The sequence below is a fragment of the Curtobacterium sp. MCPF17_021 genome, assembly GCF_003234605.2.
Lineage (GTDB): Bacteria > Actinomycetota > Actinomycetes > Actinomycetales > Microbacteriaceae > Curtobacterium > Curtobacterium flaccumfaciens.
The window spans coordinates 786252-804914 of record NZ_CP126252.1; the positions used below are offsets into that span (position 1 = coordinate 786252).

15 protein-coding genes are annotated in these 18663 nt (G+C 71.4%); 9 read left to right on the forward strand and 6 right to left on the reverse strand.

Annotated features, from left to right (window positions below; translation table 11 throughout):
- The first annotated feature begins 104 nt into the window (after positions 1–104).
- Together DEJ29_RS03875 and DEJ29_RS03880 are read left to right on the forward strand one after the other, a co-directional pair.
- The gene (locus DEJ29_RS03875; protein ID WP_181438257.1) at positions 105–671 is read left to right on the forward strand and encodes a nucleotidyltransferase domain-containing protein; all 567 of its coding nucleotides are present in this window, start codon (positions 105–107) and stop codon (positions 669–671) included.
- The gene (locus tag DEJ29_RS03880; RefSeq protein ID WP_111095663.1) at positions 668–1090 is read left to right on the forward strand and encodes a hypothetical protein; all 423 of its coding nucleotides are present in this window, start codon (positions 668–670) and stop codon (positions 1088–1090) included. The genes DEJ29_RS03875 and DEJ29_RS03880 overlap by 4 nt, the downstream gene beginning before the upstream one ends.
- Positions 1091–1401: 311 nt before the next feature.
- Here DEJ29_RS03880 and DEJ29_RS03885 read toward each other — a convergent pair whose 3' ends face one another.
- Both DEJ29_RS03885 and DEJ29_RS03890 read right to left on the reverse strand, forming a co-directional pair.
- Positions 1402–1989 carry a TetR/AcrR family transcriptional regulator gene (locus DEJ29_RS03885; protein WP_051596480.1) on the reverse strand — a complete coding sequence of 196 codons (588 nt, stop codon included), beginning with the start codon at positions 1987–1989 and terminating at the stop codon, positions 1402–1404.
- 76 nt (positions 1990–2065) lie between these two features.
- Complete coding sequence (locus DEJ29_RS03890) at positions 2066–4285, reverse strand: MDR family MFS transporter (protein ID WP_258370873.1); 2220 nt, start codon at positions 4283–4285, stop codon at positions 2066–2068.
- Positions 4286–4381: 96 nt separating this feature from the next.
- Here DEJ29_RS03890 and DEJ29_RS03895 point away from each other — a divergent pair, with 96 nt between their 5' ends.
- From DEJ29_RS03895 to DEJ29_RS03905, 3 genes are all read left to right on the forward strand, one after another.
- Positions 4382–4846 (forward strand): MarR family winged helix-turn-helix transcriptional regulator, encoded by a 465-nt coding sequence (locus DEJ29_RS03895; RefSeq protein WP_181438256.1) that lies wholly within the window; start codon positions 4382–4384, stop codon positions 4844–4846.
- Between the two features lie 91 nt (positions 4847–4937).
- On the forward strand, positions 4938–6746 hold the full coding sequence (locus tag DEJ29_RS03900) for a DEAD/DEAH box helicase (RefSeq protein ID WP_111093013.1): 1809 nt from the start codon (positions 4938–4940) through the stop codon (positions 6744–6746).
- 319 nt (positions 6747–7065) lie between these two features.
- A complete protein-coding gene (locus DEJ29_RS03905; protein ID WP_181438255.1) occupies positions 7066–8400 on the forward strand; it encodes a fibronectin type III domain-containing protein in 1335 nt (444 codons plus the stop codon).
- Between the two features lie 88 nt (positions 8401–8488).
- Here DEJ29_RS03905 and DEJ29_RS03910 read toward each other — a convergent pair whose 3' ends face one another.
- A complete protein-coding gene (locus DEJ29_RS03910) occupies positions 8489–9412 on the reverse strand; it encodes an NAD-dependent epimerase/dehydratase family protein (protein WP_111095661.1) in 924 nt (307 codons plus the stop codon).
- Positions 9413–9567: 155 nt separating this feature from the next.
- On the opposite strand from DEJ29_RS03910, the gene DEJ29_RS03915 reads away from it, so the two are divergent.
- The 4 genes from DEJ29_RS03915 (at position 9568) to opgC (ending at position 15509) form a co-directional block, all read left to right on the forward strand.
- Positions 9568–10344, forward strand: coding sequence for a TetR/AcrR family transcriptional regulator (locus DEJ29_RS03915; RefSeq protein WP_111095660.1), 777 nt, complete (start codon positions 9568–9570; stop codon positions 10342–10344).
- Positions 10345–10534: 190 nt separating this feature from the next.
- A complete protein-coding gene (locus tag DEJ29_RS03920; RefSeq protein WP_258376004.1) occupies positions 10535–12607 on the forward strand; it encodes a glycosyltransferase in 2073 nt (690 codons plus the stop codon).
- The gene (locus tag DEJ29_RS03925) at positions 12604–13014 is read left to right on the forward strand and encodes an ATP-binding protein (protein WP_111095659.1); all 411 of its coding nucleotides are present in this window, start codon (positions 12604–12606) and stop codon (positions 13012–13014) included. The genes DEJ29_RS03920 and DEJ29_RS03925 overlap by 4 nt, the downstream gene beginning before the upstream one ends.
- Complete coding sequence (gene opgC / locus DEJ29_RS03930; protein WP_146248379.1) at positions 13011–15509, forward strand: OpgC domain-containing protein; 2499 nt, start codon at positions 13011–13013, stop codon at positions 15507–15509. The genes DEJ29_RS03925 and opgC overlap by 4 nt, the downstream gene beginning before the upstream one ends.
- An 82-nt stretch (positions 15510–15591) precedes the next feature.
- Here the strand turns inward: opgC and DEJ29_RS03935 are convergent, their stop codons facing one another.
- The 3 genes from DEJ29_RS03935 to DEJ29_RS03945 form a co-directional block, all read right to left on the reverse strand.
- Positions 15592–16473, reverse strand: a complete 882-nt coding sequence (locus DEJ29_RS03935) for a hypothetical protein (protein WP_111095657.1) — start codon at positions 16471–16473, stop codon at positions 15592–15594.
- Positions 16474–16587: 114 nt separating this feature from the next.
- Positions 16588–17211 (reverse strand): response regulator, encoded by a 624-nt coding sequence (locus tag DEJ29_RS03940; protein WP_111095656.1) that lies wholly within the window; start codon positions 17209–17211, stop codon positions 16588–16590.
- Positions 17208–18581 carry a sensor histidine kinase gene (locus DEJ29_RS03945; protein ID WP_111095655.1) on the reverse strand — a complete coding sequence of 458 codons (1374 nt, stop codon included), beginning with the start codon at positions 18579–18581 and terminating at the stop codon, positions 17208–17210. Before DEJ29_RS03945 ends, DEJ29_RS03940 begins: the two co-directional genes overlap by 4 nt.
- Positions 18582–18663: the final 82 nt, after the last annotated feature.

Genomic DNA, 18663 nt, shown 5'->3' on the forward strand with positions numbered 1-18663 from the left:
GCTCAGATACGAGTAGAAATCTACCTGGAGTGGTAGATTTCTACTCGATCTGATCGGACCTCTCCATGCAGTTGCAATCTCCCCTCGCGACAGTCACCACCTCCGTGGACGGCGATGTCCTCGCGGTGTTGGCACTGGCCCCCGGACCCCTGACGATCGCGGGAATCTGCAGCCTGGTGCCCGACCGGTCGTACGCCGGGGTCCGGAACAGTGCGGATCGGCTGGTCGAGCAGGGCCTCGTCGACGGGCATCGGACCGGACGGACGAAGTCCTTCACCCTGAACCGAGAGCACCTCGCCGCCGATGCGGTCACCGCCCTGGCCGACCTCCGGCGTGCCCTGCTCGAACGACTCCGCTCCGGCTGTCGGTCGATCCCCCTCCGGTACGCCGCGCTCTTCGGATCCGGGGCCCGCGGTGCGATGCGCCCGGACAGCGATCTCGATCTCTGCTTCGTCGTCACTCGCGGCCGACGCCCGGACGCCGAGGACCAGATCCACGCCTTGTGCCGCGCAGCCGGTCGTTGGACCGGCAACGCCGTGCGGCCGGTCGTCTTCGACGAGGACGAGATCGAGGGCACCGATCCGCTCCTCGCGTCGGTTGCTCGGGACGGGATTCCCATCGCAGGTGACGGTCGTTGGCTGTCTCGGAAGCTCCGTACGCTGACCGGATGACCCCGCGAACCGGCACCACCGCACCGGGCGACGATTCGTTCCGGAGGGGCCGGCTCGCCAAGGCGACGGAGTTCCTCGACGCTGCTGACGTCCTCCGCGCGTTGGGTGGTGACGGAGGGGTGTTCAGCGCCGGGTCACAGTTCGCGAACGCGTTCGTCACACAGTGCGTCCTCAGCGGCATCGCTGCGGCTGATGCGATCTGCGTGGCTCGGACCGGCAGGTACTCGCGATCGGGAGCGCACGACGAGGCCGTGCCCGTGCTCCGCGCAGCTGCCGGGCCGGCGGTCGCGAAGCACCTCGAGGTGCTCTTGGCTGTGAAGACCAAGGCCGAGTACAACGCGAGGTCGGTCAGCGACGGCGACATCGTGCGCGCCGGCGAAGCCGCCGAGGCACTCGAGGCGGCCGCGCGGTCAGTCTGACGGGCTGGTCGAGCGGGCGACCACGACATCGTCGTGCTGCGGGTGCTCCGGTTCGCCCGCAACCGCTCGCGTGAGGCACTCGTGTGGCACCGGCCGGCGCGGCGGCGTCAGGGCGTCTCCACCTGACGGACGGGAGGCCCGTGGCGACGCAGCCACGGGCCTCCCGTCCGCCCTTCGCTCGCGTCGACGACGCGCGGTTCCTTCCCAGAGCACGTGCGCTGGAAAGCGGAATCGGGCGTACCTGGCAGGAAGTTCCTGCCAGGTACGCCCGATTCGACCAGGTACGCCCGAAGGGCCCCGCTACCCCCGCCTCAGGAGACGAGCGCCGCCATCTCGCGCACGACGGCACGGAGCCGGTCCGCGAGCTCGTCGTTGCTCCGCACGGTCTCGCGGTGCGCCACCTCGCTGAGCGCCGACATCACCAGGGTCACCGCGGTGCGGGCGGTCTGTGCGTCCGTGCGGGTGCCGACGACGCTGAGCAGGGACTGGCGCGACTCGGCCATCCACTGCATCACCATCGAGGACATCTCCGGCCGGAGCACGAGCAGCTCCTTCATGCGACGGCGGTCCTGCGAGAGCGGGACGGTGGCCGCGACCAGGGCGCACAGGTCGTCGACCAGGGCACCGTCGGCCTCGGCGAACCAGGCCGCTGAGCGCTCCGGGACCTCGACCGAGTCGAGCCCGAGCGCCGCGTGCGCCTTCGACGAGAAGTAGTTGAAGAAGGTGCGGGGGGAGACGTCGGCGTCGGCGCAGATCTGCTCGACCGTGACGCCGTCGAGCCCGTGCGCGGACACCAGCGTGAGCGCTGCGTCGTGCAGTGCCTGCCGGGTCTGCTGCTTCTTCCGTTCACGCAGCGTGCACGGCTCCGTTGCCGCAGCCGCTGCCGGGGTGGTGATCACGTGGACTCCTGGTGGGTTGGTGTGTGTGGGAGGGGCGCCCGCCCGGAAAGGGGGCACGGACGGACGCCCCGGTCGGTCACCGACGGTGCGTCGGCGTGGATCCGGTCGAACCCGAGCCCGTCGAACCCGAACCGGTCGGCACGGACCCGGTCGGCACGGACCCGGTCATCGGTCCGGTGAACGAGCCGGCCTCGGCTGCGGCGGCGCCCGCCTCGGCCTCGAGCTGCGCCTCGGCGGACATGTCGGCCTGCTCCTGCAGCGCGGAACGCTGGCGCAGCGGCGGCACCCGGAAGAACCAGGTCAGCACGAACGCGAGCAGGATGACGCCGAGACCGACCCAGTAGATCGTCACGGACGAGGCGTTGAAGCCCGCCATGAACGGCCGGGTCAGGCGGCTGTCGGCACCGGTCAGGAACGAGGTGTCGTTCGTGCTGGTGGCGCTGTCGCTCGTGGTGTTGCCGTCGTCGATCTTCTTCGCCAGCTCCGGGGTGAGCTCGTCGACCCAGTAGGAGCGCTGGTCGGCGTCCGCCCAGTCGACGGACACGGTGTCGCCCTGCACGCTGGCGTGCGCCTGGTCGGCGACCTGCTCGAGTGCGGACTGCTCGGCGGCCGGCGTGGCCGCGGCGACCTGCTGGTCGATGACGGTCTGCGCGGCTGCGGCGGGCACGGCACCGGCGGCGACCTGCTGCTGCACGGCCGCGGTGACCTGCTCGGTGACCGCGGCGTCGGCGGCCTGCTTCGCCTTGGCCGAGGCTGCGTCGAGCTGCGACTGCACGGTCTTCGTCAGCGGGGTGACGACGGGCGTCCAGATCTTGTCCATGGCGCCCTGGTTCGCCTTCGCGCTGGCGACGGTCGGGTTGAGCGCGGCGTCGAGTGCCGGACCGAGGTCCTTCTGGTTCGCGGTCGCGGTCAGGATGTTCGCCGGCATCACCGAGAACAGGATGGACAGCAGCACGGCGGTGCCGAGCGTGCCACCGATCTGGCGGAAGAACGTGGCGGACGACGTGGCGACGCCCATGTCACGGGCCTCGACGGAGCCCTGCGACGCCAGGGTCAGCGACTGCATGACCGAGCCGAGGCCGAGACCGATGAGGAACATGCCGATCATCAGGAACCAGAGCGGCTTGTCGATCGACATGAAGGTCAGGACGACGTAGCCGGCGGAGACGAGCGCGGTGCCGATGACCGGGAAGATCCGGTACCGGCCGACGCGGGCGACGATCTGACCGCTCGTGATCGAGGCGATCATCAGGCCGCCGACCAGGGGCAGCGTGGCGAAACCGGACTCGGTCGGGGTGAGCCCGACGACGATCTGCAGGTAGAGCGGGATCGTGAGCATCGCGCCGAACATCGCGAAGCCGACCAGGAACCCGATGACGGTCGCCATCGAGAACGTGCCCGAGCGGAACAGCTTGAGCGGGATGATCGCCGCGTCGCCCATCTTCGACTCGATGAGCAGCAGGCCGATCAGGCCGACGACACCGACGACGTAGCAGGCGATGGCGGCGGGGGAGCCCCAGCCCCAGATGCGGCCCTGTTCGGCGACGAGCAGGAGCGGCACGAGGGTGACGATGACGGCGGTCGCGCCCCACCAGTCGACCTTCGGCTTCGCGTCGCCGGCGCCGTGCACCTTCGGCAGGTGCAGGAACACGATCACCATGAGGAGCGCCGCGACACCGATCGGCACGTTGATCAGGAGCACCCAGCGCCAGCCTGTGATCCACAGGATCTCGGAGGAACCGGCGAGCAGACCACCGATGAGCGGGCCGATCACGGACGAGATGCCGAACACGGCGAGGAAGTACCCCTGGTACTTGGCACGCTCACGCGGGGCGAGGATGTCGCCCATGATCGCGAGCGGCAGCGACATCAGCGCGCCGGCACCGATGCCCTGCACCGCGCGGAAGGCGGCGAGCATGAGCATCGAGGTGGACATCGACGACAGGACGGCGCCGAGGATGAAGACGACGATGCCGAAGATGTACAGCGGGCGGCGGCCGAAGATGTCGGAGAGCTTGCCGTAGATCGGCGTCGCGATCGTCGAGGTGATGAGGTACGCGGTCGTCACCCAGGCCTGCTGGTCGAGCCCGTGCAGGTCGTCGCCGATCGTGCGGATCGCCGTGCCGAACACCGTCTGGCCGAGCGAGGACAGGAACATGCCCGCCATCAGGCCGTAGATCACCAGGAGGATCTGACGGTGGGTCATCAGCGGCTGCTGGCCGGCGCCCCCGGAGGCCGCGGGGGCCTCGGCGGTGTGCCGGCCGTGCTGCACCGGGACGGGTGCGGTGGCGGTCATCGAACTCCTTTTTCTGGCTGTGAAACTTTGCAGACCGCGCAACGATACATCTGTTGCTTCCGGCAAGCAACTAAATGTGCCCGCTACGCTGAGCGCGTGACCGACGACCGGCGTGCCGCCGAGCGACTCCTGCGATCCCAGCTCGACCGGCTGTGGGTCCGGCAGACCCTGCGCTCCTCGCTCATCGAGTCGCGCGGTGGCCTCGACCCGACGGCCCGCGTGATCCTGCGAGCCGTCGCCGGGCACGGGCCGGTCCGGGCGACCGCGATCGCCGACGCGACGGGGTTGTCGCGCCCGGTGATCAGCCGCCGGGTCGCCTCGCTGATCGAGGCCGAGCACCTGGTCGGGTCGCCCGACCCCGCGGACGGACGCGCCACGCTCGTCACGCTCGCGCCCGCCGGCCGACGGCTGCTCGACGAGCTGGACGCCGCCGGCGCCGAGGTGTTCGACGACCTGACGGAGGAGTTCGCCTCGGACGAGCTGCGCTCGCTCGCCGAGATGCTGACGCGACTGAACGACCGGGCGGACGCGGTCCTGGGGATCGGCACCACGCGCTCCTGACGTGACCAACACGGCGGACGGGAGGCCCGTGGCGGCGCCGCCACGGGCCTCCCGTCCCTGCGGAGCGCGCATTCGAGATACCGTTGGTGGTATGAGCACGGACACCACCCCCACCACTGAGACCCTCGACGACGGGCCCGTGGTGACGTTCGCCGATCTCGGCCTGAGCGACGCTGTGCTCAAGGCCGTCAAGGACATCGGTTACGAGACCCCTTCCGCCATCCAGGAAGCCACCATCCCCACCCTCCTCGCCGGGCGCGACGTCGTCGGCCTGGCACAGACCGGTACCGGCAAGACCGCGGCCTTCGCGCTGCCGATCCTGTCCCGCATGGAGTCCGGCAGCAAGAAGCCCCAGGCGCTCGTGCTGTCCCCGACGCGCGAGCTCGCCCTGCAGGTGTGCGAGGCGTTCGAGCAGTTCGCGTCCCACATGAAGAACGTCCACGTCCTGCCGGTCTACGGCGGTCAGGCGTACGGCGTGCAGCTCTCCGCCCTGCGCCGCGGCGTCGACGTCATCGTCGGCACCCCCGGTCGCATCATGGACCACCTGGCGAAGGGCACGCTCGACCTGTCCGAGCTGAAGTACCTGGTGCTCGACGAGGCCGACGAGATGCTCAAGATGGGCTTCGCCGAGGACGTCGAGACGATCCTCGCCGACACCCCGGACGACAAGCAGGTCGCGCTCTTCTCGGCGACCATGCCCGCGCAGATCCGTCGCATCTCGCAGCAGTACCTGACCGACCCGGCCGAGATCACCGTCAAGACCAAGACGAAGACCGCCGCGAACATCACGCAGCGCTACCTGATGGTCTCGTACCCGCAGAAGGTCGATGCTCTGACCCGCATCCTCGAGGTCGAGGACTTCGAGGGCATGATCATCTTCGTCCGCACCAAGAGCGAGACCGAGACCCTGGCCGAGAAGCTCCGTGCCCGCGGGTACGCCGCCGCCGCGATCAGCGGTGACGTCGCCCAGGCCCAGCGTGAGCGCACGGTCAACCAGCTGAAGTCGGGCAAGCTCGACATCCTGGTCGCCACCGACGTCGCCGCCCGTGGCCTCGACGTCGACCGCATCACGCACGTCGTGAACTTCGACATCCCGGTCGACATCGAGTCCTACGTGCACCGCATCGGTCGTACCGGCCGCGCCGGTCGCTCGGGTGACTCGATCAGCTTCGTCACCCCGCGTGAGCGTCGCCTGCTGTCCGCGATCGAGCGCCACACCAAGCAGCCGCTCACGCAGATGCAGCTGCCGACCATCGACGACGTCAACGAGACGCGCCTGACCCGCTTCGACGACGCCATCACGGCGGCGCTCGAGGACCAGGGCCGGATCGCCGCCTTCCGCGACGTCATCGCGCACTACGTCGAGCACCACGACGTCCCCTCGGACGACGTCGCCGCCGCCCTGGCCGTCGTGGCGCAGGGCGACTCGCCGCTGCTCCTCACCGCAGCCGACGACGCCCTCCGCAGCCAGATGGAGCGCGACGCCCGCCGCAGCGAGCGTGACGAGCGTGGTGCCCGCGACGACCGTGGCGGCCGCAACGACCGCGGCGACCGTGGTGGCGACCGCGACCGTGGTGACCGCGGCGACCGTGGCCCTCGCCGTTCGCAGCCGATGTCCCCGTACCGCATCGAGGTCGGCCGTCGTCACCGCGTCGAGCCGCGCCAGATCGTCGGTGCCCTTGCCAACGAGGGCGGCCTGCGTCGCGACGACTTCGGTGCGATCCAGATCCGACCGGACTTCTCGATCGTCGAACTGCCGGCCGACATGGACCCCGGTGTGCTCGACCGTCTGACTGACACCCGGATCAGCGGCAAGCTCATCGAGATCCGTGCGGACCGCCGTGGCGCTGGCCGCCGCGACGACCGCGACGACCGTCCGGAGCGCAAGCCGCGCTACTGAGACGCGCCGCGTCCGAGACGCGACCCCCTTCTGACGGGAGGCCCGGTGCCAGCTGGCACCGGGCCTCCCGTCCGTCATCGGTGCCGGTCCCGTGCCCGCGAGACGCCGTCGTGTCGGCTCCACGCCGCCGAGTCGGCGAGACGCCGTCGGATTCGGCGGCGTCTCGGGAACACGACGGCGTCTGCCGGTCCGGCCATGCGGCATCTTGCGGTGCGGGGAACCGCAGATCCCTCCCGCAGGCGTTCCCCTGGGGTCAGCGCGGTGCTGTGATACGTGGAGCCGTGACGCAGGGAGCCGCGGGGAAGGCAGGGGAACCATCGTGTACCGAGCACTCATCACCGCGGTCGCCGCCGCGGCGCTCGTCTTCGGAGGTGCGGTGCCGGCGACGGCGCACACCTCTCCGTCGGTGCCGGGTGCACCGACCGCCGTCCGCGTCACCGGCGACGCGGACAGTGCCACGCTGACGTGGCGTGGCCCGAAGCACGGCGCGAAGGTGACCGGCTGGAAGGTCGCGGTCGCCGCCGTCGCGAACCGGCACGACCGTCAGGTCGACCGACTCCACCCGCGCGCCCGCTCCGACCGCTTCGACGAGCTCTCGCCCGCGACCACGTACCGGTTCTCGGTGCGTGCCCTCGGACACCGGGGGACCGGACGCACGATCACGCTGCGCTGGACGTCACCGTCGGTGCCCGAGCCGGAGACGACGCAGTCGCTGTTCGCGCTCGACGGCAACGGTGACGTCGTGCGGTTCGCGGACTCCGGCAGCGGTGCGGAGACCGTCGTCGCGACGGACGGCGAAGGCTTCACCGCGAACGCCGACGGTGACGTGTTCACCCCGTCGGCGGACGGCACCGAGATCCTGCGGGACCCGGCCGACGGCAGCGGGGTCTCGATCATCGCGTCCGGCCTGCACCTGACCCCGGACCTGCGCTCCGACGCCGAGGGCAACCTGTACTGGGTGGACTCGGTGACCGGTGCGGTGCAGAAGCTGTCCGTCGGCGCCTCGACCCCGAAGGTCGTGCTGGACCTGGGTGGCAAGGCCGTCGGGAGCGATCAGCGTTTCTGGACGGTCACCCCGGACGGCAAGGTCGTCGTGCTCGGCGGAACCGTCAGCCAGCCGTACGTCAAGGGCACCGGCATCGCGCCCCGCACGTTCACCGGGCCGATCGGCACGATCGTCGGCTACCCCGCCGGCGTGCTCGCGGACTCGCACGGCAACGTCTACGTCGACATCCGATCGACCGGTGGCGCCGGGTCGTGGGTCTGGTACCAGCTCAAGCCCGGGGCGACCCAACTGACGCAGATCGAACCGCGGTACGCGTTCGAGTACGCCGCCGCGAACGCGGACGGCTTCTCGCTCCTGCAGTCGGCGCAGTTCTGCCCCGCCCCGTCGGAGTACCGGCCGGGCGGGTGCACGATCGACCGCGGCATCCCGGACAAGCTCGTGGTGGGCAGCGGCGGGACGTCGACCGTGCCGGTGACCGGGCTGACCGCCGGGTCGCGTGGCGAGCACCTGGGTGCCGCCTCCGCCGAAGGGGACGTGTTCGTCTCCATCGACAGCGGCCCCTCGGTCGGGCTGTGGAAGGTCCCCGCTGCGGGTGGAGCTGCGCAGCAGCTCGACGCGGCGCAGTACTCGAGGCTGCTGGTGATCTGACCGGCGGTGCGAGGCGGAAGGGGGTGGGACGCAACGGCGCCTCCCACCCCCTTCCGTGTGTGGTGGCGGCGGTGTCGGCGGCGGTGGTTCAGGCCGCGCCGCCGGCCGTCCGGCGGCACACCTCGTCCCACGGGGTCGGTTCGATGCCGAAGTGCGCCCGGCTCTCGCGGTCGTCGACCACGTACGGCGCGGTCCACTGGTAGGTCAGGTCGGCCAGCTCGCGGAGCATCGGCGACACGAGCCCGCCGACACGGAACAGGGCCGCGGGCATCCGGCGCACCGGCACCGCGGGCTTTCCCGCCGCCGCGAGGACGTCGGTGAGCGCCTGCCGCTGCGTCCGCGGCGCGTTGCTCGGCACCATCCACGTGCGGCCGTGCGCGCCCTGGTCCTCGGCAGCGGCGACGAGGGTCCGAGCGACGTCGAGCACGTCCGTGAAGGTGTGCGGCAGGTCCGTGCGACCGACCATCGACACCGCCCGTCCGCGCAGCGCCGCCGGCAGCACGCGCGTGACGTGCCCGTTCGCGCCGATCCCGGGACCGAGGTAGTCCGAGGCGCGGACCTCGACGGCCCGGACACGGCCGGCGTCGTGCGCGGCGAGGGCATCCGCCCACAGCGTCGCCCGGAGCACCCCCTTGTGGTCTGTGGCGGCGTCCGGCAGTCCCTCGTGCATCGGCCCGTTGACCGGGCCGTACGGGTACAGGTTCCCGGTGATGGCGTAGGTCGCCCCGGTGCGTACGGCCGCGGTGAGCAGTGCTGCGGCGAGCGGGGGCCAGGTGCGCTCCCACTGCGTGTAGTCGCCGGGGTTCGCGCAGTTGTAGAGGGTGGCTGCTCCCTCGGTGGCGCGGGAGAGGGCATCGGCATCGGAGGCGTCGAGCGCGAGGTGCTCGACACCGGCGATGCCCGTGCTGCGACCGGAGCGGGAGACGACGGTGACGCGGTCGCCCCGGACGGTCAACAGCTCCGCGACGTGCCGGCCGACGGGGCCGGCGCCGACGATGAGGTGGTGGGGCATGGGCTCCTGCTTCCTGGTTGATCGCTTCTTGGTCGATCGCTTCGTGGTCGTTGCGAGAGCACCGCTCTCGGAATCGAGCATGACGGCTCGCCGACGCGAAAGCAAGAGCAGTGCTCGCCTTTGTGTGCGCTGCTCTCTCGTGCAAGGATCGTCGGATGGCACCCACCGCCCGAGCACTCGCACGGCAGACGGTCACCGCGGACATCCTGGCCGCGGCACGCACCCGCCTGACCGAAGAGGGTCCGGCCGCCCTCAGCCTGCGTGCCGTCGCCCGTGACGTCGGGATGGTCTCGTCGGCCGTGTACCGGTACTTCCCGAGCCGCGACGACCTGCTGACGGCCCTGCTCATCACCGACTACGACGAACTCGGCGCCGCGGTCGAGGCCGCCGGTGCCGCGGCCGGACCGGCTCCCGGTGCACGCTGGGTCGCGATGTGCCGGTCGATCCGCGACTGGTCGATCGCGCACCCGGGGGACTTCGCGCTGCTGTTCGGTTCGCCCGTGCCCGGCTACGCGGCGCCGCGTGAGACCGTCGTGCCCGCGACGCGGACGACGCTGGCGCTGGTGCGCGTGGTCGCGGACGCCGTCGGCTCCGGTACGTCCGGTGCGCCTGGTGCGTCCGGTGCGGCGGGCTCGTCCGTCACGTCGACGCCGGGGCCGGCCGGGAGGCCCGGATCACCCACCGCGCCCACGGCGGCTCCCGGGGTGGCCGGTCCCGCCGTCGCGGACGGGGTCGCCACCCTGCGCTCGTTCGGCATCGCCCTGCCCGACGAGGTCCTCGTCCGCACCCTGATGGCCTGGACGACGGTGTTCGGGACGATCTCGTTCGAGCTCTTCGGGCACTTCGTCGGTTCCGTGTCCGACCCGGCCGCCTACTTTGACCAGGTCATCGTGCGTCTGGCGGATGACCTGGGGTTCACCGCAACGTTCTGACGCGCGTGCTGTCCCCAGATCGGGTGCGCAGCCTGACAGAGCGCCCGCCCGTGCGGTAGACAGGTCGTCACGCCGAGGTCGTGCCCGATGACCGGAGCGGACGACCGGCACGGTGCCCTCGGGGCAGCTGCCGGCCGGAACCACACTCGGGCGTGTGCGACGCGGCCGGGGCCCGCGCTGATCAGGAGGCATGCTTGCGACGCAGCACGTGCGGCGGCACGACGGACGGGGCGACCCGGTGACCGCGCTCGACGTCAGCCGACAGGACCGCCGCCGCCTGAGCACCGGCACCGCCCGCCGACGCCTGGTGGCCGTGCGGACGGTGGCGCTCCTGGCGTCCCTCGCCGGGGTCAACTACATCGTGTGGCGCTGGGCGGCCTCGGTGAACTGGCACTCGTGGTGGATCGCGGTGCCGCTGATCCTCGCCGAGACCTACAGCGTCATCGACTCCCTGCTCTTCGCCCTCGGGGCCTGGCGGCTCCGGGAGCGCGGCGAACCGCCGGCGAAGCCGTCGACCGACGTCACCGTCGACGTCTTCATCACGACCTACAACGAGCCGATCGACCTGGTCGAGCGCACCGCCCGGGCGGCGAAGGCGATCACGCACCCGCACACCACCTGGATCCTCGACGACGGCAATCGCCCCGAGATGCGTGCGGCGGCCGACGCGCTCGGCATCGGCGTCATCACCCGCGGTGCCGACTGGGTGGACCGGCCCCGGCACGCCAAGGCCGGCAACCTCAACAACGCCCTGCTCGCGACCCAGGGCGAGTTCCTGCTCATCCTCGACGCCGACCAGGTGCCCGACCCGGCGATCCTCGACCGCACCCTCGGCTACTTCAAGGACCCGGAGATGGCGCTCGTGCAGACGCCGCAGTGGTTCGAGAACGTGCCGGACGACGACCCCCTCGGCAGCCAGGCGCCGCTGTTCTACGGTCCGATCCAGCAGTCGAAGGACGGCTGGAACGCCGCGTTCTTCTGCGGGTCGAACGCCATCCTGCGACGTGAAGCGCTCATGCAGCTCGGCATCTCGCGCTACGTGGCCGAGGTCGAGGCGTCCGTGCAGCGCACCTTCGCGACTTCGCGCAAGCTCCTCGCCCGCTCCCGTGAGACCGAGACCGACCCGCGCGTGCTCGCCGCCCTCGACGACGCCGAGGCCGTGGTGGACCAGGCGCGCGAACAGGTCCGCGCCGGTGAACCCCTCGGTGACGTGACGTACGGGTTCCAGCGGGGGATCGACGCCATCGCGTTCCGGTTCGCCGCCGCCGACCTCGAGTCCGTGCGGAACGACCTGCAGGAGCTCGCGGCGATGTCGACCGACGCCAACACCTTCGCCGGTCTCGACGACGCCGCGCTCGACGTGCTCGGCCGGCGCGAGGCTTCACCGGTCGCCGCCATCGAGTCCATCGCGGTGCTCGCCCGTGCCCTCGACGTGAACCGTGACGACGAGGCGCAGCCGATCATGCCGCTGGCGACGATCTCGGTGACCGAGGACATGGCCACGGCGATGCGCCTGCACGGCCTCGGCTGGAAGTCGGCGTACCACGACGAGATCCTGGCGAAGGGGCTGGCCCCGGAGGACCTGCCGACGATGCTCGTGCAGCGACTCCGCTGGGCGCAGGGCACCATGCAGGTGTTCTTCCGCGAGAACCCCCTGGTGCAGAAGGGGCTGTCGTGGGGGCAGCGGCTCATGTACTTCTCGACGATGTGGAGCTACCTGTCGGGGTTCGCCGCGATCGTCTACATCGCCGCCCCGGTGCTCTGCCTGTCGTTCGGGGTCGTCCCGGTGCAGGCCTACAGCGTCGACTTCTTCGCCCGGCTCATCCCGTTCCTGGTGTTCAACCAGCTGCTGTTCTGGGTGGTGGCCGCCGGCAGACCGACCTGGCGCGGGCAGCAGTACTCGCTCGCCCTGTTCCCGGTCTGGATCGAGTCGGTGACCAGCGCGTTCCAGAACGTCTACCGGGGCAAGCCGCTCGGGTTCCGCGTCACCCCGAAGGTGCGCGACGAGACCGAGCAGAAGCCGCGGTGGGACCTGGTCAAGCCGCAGCTGTACGCGATGGGTGCCCTGGTCGCCGCCCTGGTCATGATCGGCATCCGCTACCTGACCGGCCAGGCCGAGGGGATCGCACCGCTCGTGAACACCGCGTGGGTCGTCTTCGACCTGTTCATCTTCAGCATCGTGATCCGGGCCGTCCGGTACCGCGGCCCGGCCACCCCAGTCCAGTCCGAACACGAGTCGAGCACCGCCGGAGGACCCCTGTGAGCACCGAGACCACGTTCGAGGTCGCTGCGATGCCCGACTCCCTCGACGAGGTGCAGGACCGGTTCGCCGCGTGGTGGGACGGCCTGGGCATCGACGACGTGCGGCTCCGGTTCGCACTCGAGACCGCGTTGGCCGAGGTCGCCGCGAACATCGTCGAGCACACCGTCCGCGCCGACCGGGGGACCGGGCGCCGGTACACGGTGCGCCTCGAGGCCACCGACCAGGCCCTGACCGCGGTGCTGACCGACAACGGGATGCCCGTCGACATCGACCTGAGTGCCGTCACCATGGCCGACGTCGAGCAGGAGAGCGGTCGCGGTCTGGCCCTCGCGATCGCCGCGCTCGACCGCCTCGAGCACCGGCACGAGCCCGGCCACAACGTCTGGACGCTCGCGTGCGACCGGTGAAGCAGCCGGTGGTCCGCGCGGTCGCCCTCCTCGTCACGATCGCCACGCTCCTGCTCGGTGGTGCGCTGCCGGCGTCCGCGGCGTCCGCCGCGTCCGCGCAGACTGCCGCGGCCGTGCAGCCGGCCGAGGGCTCGACGTGGTTCGGCCCCGACCTCGACTGGGCCGGTGATTCGCCCGAGGGGTACGAGGGACGGCTCGGTGCGACGCCGTCGATGTACGGGGTCTCCGTCGACTACCCGCTCGACCGCACCGCGAAGCAGGAACTCCTCCGCTCCGCGCGTGCGGCCGCGACCCAGGGTGCGGTGCTCGTCGTGAGCCTCGAACCCGACCGCGAACTCCGGACGCTCGACACCGCGGACACCCGCGCCGCCAACACCGTGTTCGAGGACCTGCACGACCAGTACGACACCCAGGTGCTCGTCCGGTTCGCGCCGCAGATGAACGGCACGTGGGTCCGCTGGGGCCAGCAGCCCACGCAGTTCGTCCGGGTGTTCCGGGCGCTCGCCGCGACCGTGCACGCGGGCACGTCGGACGCGCTCATGGTCTGGTCGCCGGGGTACGGCGCCGGCTACCCGTTCGGCGAGTCCGCCGGGCGGCTGCGGAACCTGTCCCCGGTCGACGTCGCGAAGGCGGACACGAACGGCGACGGAGCGCTCACCGGTGCCGACGACCCGTACGGGCCGTACTGGCCGGGAGCCGAGGCCGTCGACTGGGTCGGGCTCTCGATGTTCTCGTACGGCAAGGGCGACCCGACCGAGGCCGCCGGTCGCGCCGTGCCGCTCACCCGCAGCGGTGAGGTCGAGTCCCGGTTCGACGAGGACTGGGGCTACGACCAGCCGCAGTCGGGCACGTTCTACGACCGGTTCGCGGTGGCCGACGACCGTCCGATGCTGCTCGACACGGGTGCCCTGTACAACCGCGAGCTGCAGGGTGACGCCGAACTCCAGGTCAAGCGGAGCTGGTGGCGGCAGGTGCTCGCCGCCGTGCAGGAGCGTCCGCTGATCCGGGGCATGACCGTGCTCGAGGCGGAACGACGCGAGCCCGAGGCCGGCAACCGCGTGGCCGACTGGCGGCTCACCGCGGACCCGGACGTCGCGGAGGCCTTCCGCGCCGATCTCGAGCGGTCCGGTGACTTCGCCTTCGGCCCGGTCACCGATCGTGTGACCGTGCAGCAGGGCAACGCCGCGATCTCCCAGGAGTACGAGACCGGCGGCGACCAGATGGCGTGGATCGTCTGGATGGCCGCCGGCCTGGCGATCGTGTTCCTGCTGAGCGGGGTGTTCGGCCGCCTCCTGCCGAGCTGGCGCTACCCGGATGACGGCAAGCCCGGCCGTGACCTGCGGCTCGACCTGTTCCGCGGGTTCATCATCCTCGCCGTGGTGATCACCCACATCGAGATCGGCGGGCCGTACTCGTACCTCACGCTGCACGCCGTCGGGGCGATCACCGGCGCCGAGATGTTCGTGTTCCTGTCCGGCATGGTCCTCGGCATGACGTACCCGTTCGCCGTGAAGAAGTTCGGCGAGTGGGCGGCCGCGATCGGGGCGTGGAAGCGCGCCCGCAAGCAGTACATCGTCACGCTCGTGGTGATCCTGGTGGTCTTCGCGCTGAGCTTCGTCCCGTTCCTGAACACCGACGCCATCACCACGTTCACCGACCGCGGCACGGGCACCGGCGGCGTCGATGCCGAGGGCCGGGTCTACGACCTGTACCCGAACGCGATGCAGCTGCTCGCCTACCCGCCGCCCTGGTACGCCATCCGGCAGTTCCTGCTGCTCGAGATGGGGCCGTGGCCGTTCAACATCATGGGCCTGTTCGTGGTGCTGAGCCTGTTCATCCCGGCGTTGATCTGGGTGATCCGCCGCGGGTTCTGGTGGGCGCTCCTCGCCGCCAGCTGGGCGCTGTACGTGTTCCAGGCGCTCAACCCCGACTTCCGTCCGCTGAACTCCCAGTTCGAGGCGGTGTTCCCCCTGTTCACCTGGCAGGTCGTGTTCACCCACGGGCTCGTGCTCGGGTACTACCGGCGGCAGATCGTCGGCGCGCTCACCGGGCGTCTCGGCAAGGTCCTGGTCGGCGTCGCCGTCGCCGGGTACGCGGCGTTCCTGGTCTACGTGTGGGCCGGCGACCACTTCGGGTTCACCCCGGTGCCGTTCCCGGCGACGATGTACGAGTCCCTGTACAACACGGCGTACCAGCGGGTGGACCTGCAGTGGGGCCGCCTGGTGGACATCGCGTTCTTCGCGGTCGTGTCCTACGCGATCCTCACCGTGTTCTGGAAGCCCATCGCCGCCGCCATCGGCTGGCTCTGGATCCCGCTCGGGCAGGCGAGCCTGTACGTGTTCGTCTGGCAGGTGTTCTTCGCCCTGGCGATCGCGTCGATCCCCGGTGTGCCGTGGGGCGACTTCTGGATCGGGTTCGTGGTGCACACGGCGCTGATCCTGCTGGCCTGGTACATGGTCCGCAAGAAGTTCCTGTTCTCGGTCATCCCGCGCTGACCGCGCGCACGGATGGTGAGCAGGAATGGTCGGGTCCGACGTGCGGACCCGACCATTCCTGCTCACGAAGCGAGGCAGACGCTCACGCGATCCGCGTGACGTTCAGCGGCGTCGGGTCCACGGGGTCCGGCGGGACCGGGAGCGACCCGCGGATCTGGTTCTGCGCCTGGCAGTCGCTGGTGCAGTTCGTCGCACCCTGCGACAGTTCGACGGCGTCCTCGCCGAGCACTCCGCCCAGACGCCCGCCGGGCTGGACCGTCCACGTGGTGGTGCTCGTGGTCTGCGAGGTCTTCGTGGCGACCTGCGGGCTGTCCTTGCCGAGGAGCATCTGGTGGGCGCCGCTGCCCGACGACACCGCGGCCGTCCCGTCGCCGAAGTTGATCTTGCCCGTGTACGGGTTCGTGAAGTAGAACAGCCCCGCCCCGAGCGTGTGGGTGAACGTCACCGGCCCCGCGAACTCGGCCTCCATCTGGAAGATGCCGCCCTGGGCGCCGTCCTTCGCCTGGACCTTGAGCTTCCCGGCCCCCGTCGAGAAGATCGCGACGAGGGTGTCGTCCTTGACCTCGAGCGACGAGAGCTTCGTGCTGGCGAGCTGCGCGGCGGTGAGCGACGGGACCTTCGACGCGAACACCACGGTCGGCTTCGTCACCATCCGCTGGGTGTCGGCAGCGCCGGTCAGCGTGTAGTCGTACACGCCGAGGTCGGCGATGCGGATGTCGAAGCCGTTGTGCTTGCCCCGTACCGCGATCGTGCCGGTGACCGGGGTGTCGCGCACCTTGAGCTCCTTGCCCTGGGCGGGGTTGGTCGTGACCCCGTTCACGGTGACGGCGTAGTCGCCACCGGTTGAGGTCTTGCCGGACGCGTTCGCGGGGGAGACCCCGACGAGGGCAGCGGCGGCGACGGTGCCGAGGGCGATCGCGGCGACGATGCCGCTGCTGATCCTGCGTGAGCGCTGGGTGTGCATGGGTGCCTCCTGGTGGGCCTGTCTGGCCGGTACGACGATCGTCGCCGCCAGCCCGACTCCGCACCATCGGACCTTGGTACTAGTACCCGGTCAGCAGCGTGCAGCAGGGCACGGTCACCAGCCGTGGTCGCGCGCCCACAGCGCCGCGCTCGTGCGGTCCGCGACGCCGATCCGCCGGAACAGCGACCCGACGTGCACCTTCACGGTCCGCTCCGCGATGCCGAGTTCCGTGCCGATCTGCCGGTTCGACATGCCGCGGGCGATGCGGACGAGCACGTCCCGTTCCCGGGGCGGGAGCTCCGGGCCCCGGTCCGCGGCGGCGCCGGCGGCTGCTCCGGGCAGGAGCGCCCGGGCCACCCGGGGGTCGATCGGCGTCTCGTCGCGCGCTGCGGCACGGACCGCCGCGACCACGTCGTCGGGCGCGGCGTCCTTGAGCAGGTAGCCCGTGGCGCCGGCTGCCAACGCGGCGCGCACCCGGTGGTCGTCCGAGAACGTCGTGACGACGAGGACCCGGACCGACGGCAGGAGCGCCCGCACCTGCCTGGTCGCCTCCACACCGCCGGCACCGGGCATCGACAGGTCCATCACGACGACGTCGGGCCGCAGCGTCGGCACGAGCGCCACCGCCGCTTCGCCGGTGGCCGCCTCGCCGACGACCTCGCAGTCGTCGGTCGTCGCGAGCACCGCGCGCAGCCCGCTCCGGACCAGCGCGTGGTCGTCGACCAGCAGGACCCTCACCGCAGGGCCTCCGCGTCGACGGGGACCCCGAGGTCCCAGGTGGTGCCGGCACCCGGAGCGGTCCGGAGCAGCAGGGACCCGCCGGTGTCCTCGGCGACCTCGCGCAGCAGGGTCGTGCCGAGGTGTCCGGTGCGGCCGCCCTCGACGACCACGGCGGGGTCGAAGCCCGCCCCGTCGTCGTGCACGACCACCCGGACCGAGCCGCCGGCCTGCGTGACCGTGACGTCCACCCGGGTCGCTTCGGCGTGCTTGACGACGTTCCAGACGGCCTCACGGACGAAGCGCACGACCGCGAGCAGCGCGGCGGGGGACGCGTCGACGGCGTCCGGCACCCGCACGGTGGTCGCGAGCCCCGCTGCACGCGCGCGGGCACAGGCGTCGTCGAGGGCGGCACCGAGTCCCTCGGGCGTCGGAGCCGCCGGCCGGATCGTCGCCATCGAGGTCCGCAGCGACGACACCGCACCCCGGAGCACGGTGGCGGCGTCGCGCGTGGCGGGATCGGCACCGAGGGACAGTGCGAGTCCGGCGACGTCCTGCACCGGTCCGTCGTGCAGTTCGGCGGCCATCCGTCGGCGTTCCGCGGCCTCGGCGTCGAGCGCGCGACCGAGCAGCCGCTCCCGCAGGCGCTGCCCGGAACGGATCCGCAGCAGCAACCCGAGCAGCAGCGGCACCAGGAGCGCGAGCACCACGGCCACCGTGCCGAACGCCAGGACGGCGAACGACCGTCGCAGGTCCGCGGCGCGCGCGAGCACCTGGTCGTACGGCTGGTACGCCTCGAACAGCAGCGCCTCGCCGGACGGCGTGTGCACCGCCTGGTACGCCTCGAGCAGCGGCCCGTGCCCGCGCTCGTAGCGGTTCTCCGGCTCGGTCAGGTCGGACACCTCGGCGTCGGAGCGGTCCGACTCCAGCGCCTCCAGATCCTCGTCGGACAGCGGGAAGCGCTCGCCGACCAGTCGACGTTCGTCCGACCAGAGCACCGTGCCGTCGGCCGCCCAGAGCTTCATCCGGACCGCCGATCCGGCGCGCAGCTCACCCGCCACCGCGTCGTCCAGGCGCGTCCGTGCAGCGGATCGCTCGGCGTCGGACCGGGACGGGTCGGCGACCGCGTCGAGCAGCGCGGGTTCGACGACGACGCGTGCGAGCGCCGCGGTGTCGCTGGTCGCGTCACGGACGGCGAACGACTCCGCGATGCGCTGCGCCACGAGGGTGCCGGCGGTCGCGACCCCCGCTCCGCCGATGACCGCGGCGAGCACGACGCCGACCAGGACCAGACGCCAGGGCGTCCGTCCGGTCCGCCGGCGCGGGTCGGAGGCGACGAGCACGACGGGCTCCGCCGCCGTGTCACTGTCCGACGACCGTTGTCCGTGCACCCGGACACCGTAACCGGAGGCGTCCCCGCCGGGCGCGCGCGGGGGCCGGATCGCCGCAGAACGCAGACTGGAGGCCCGTGGC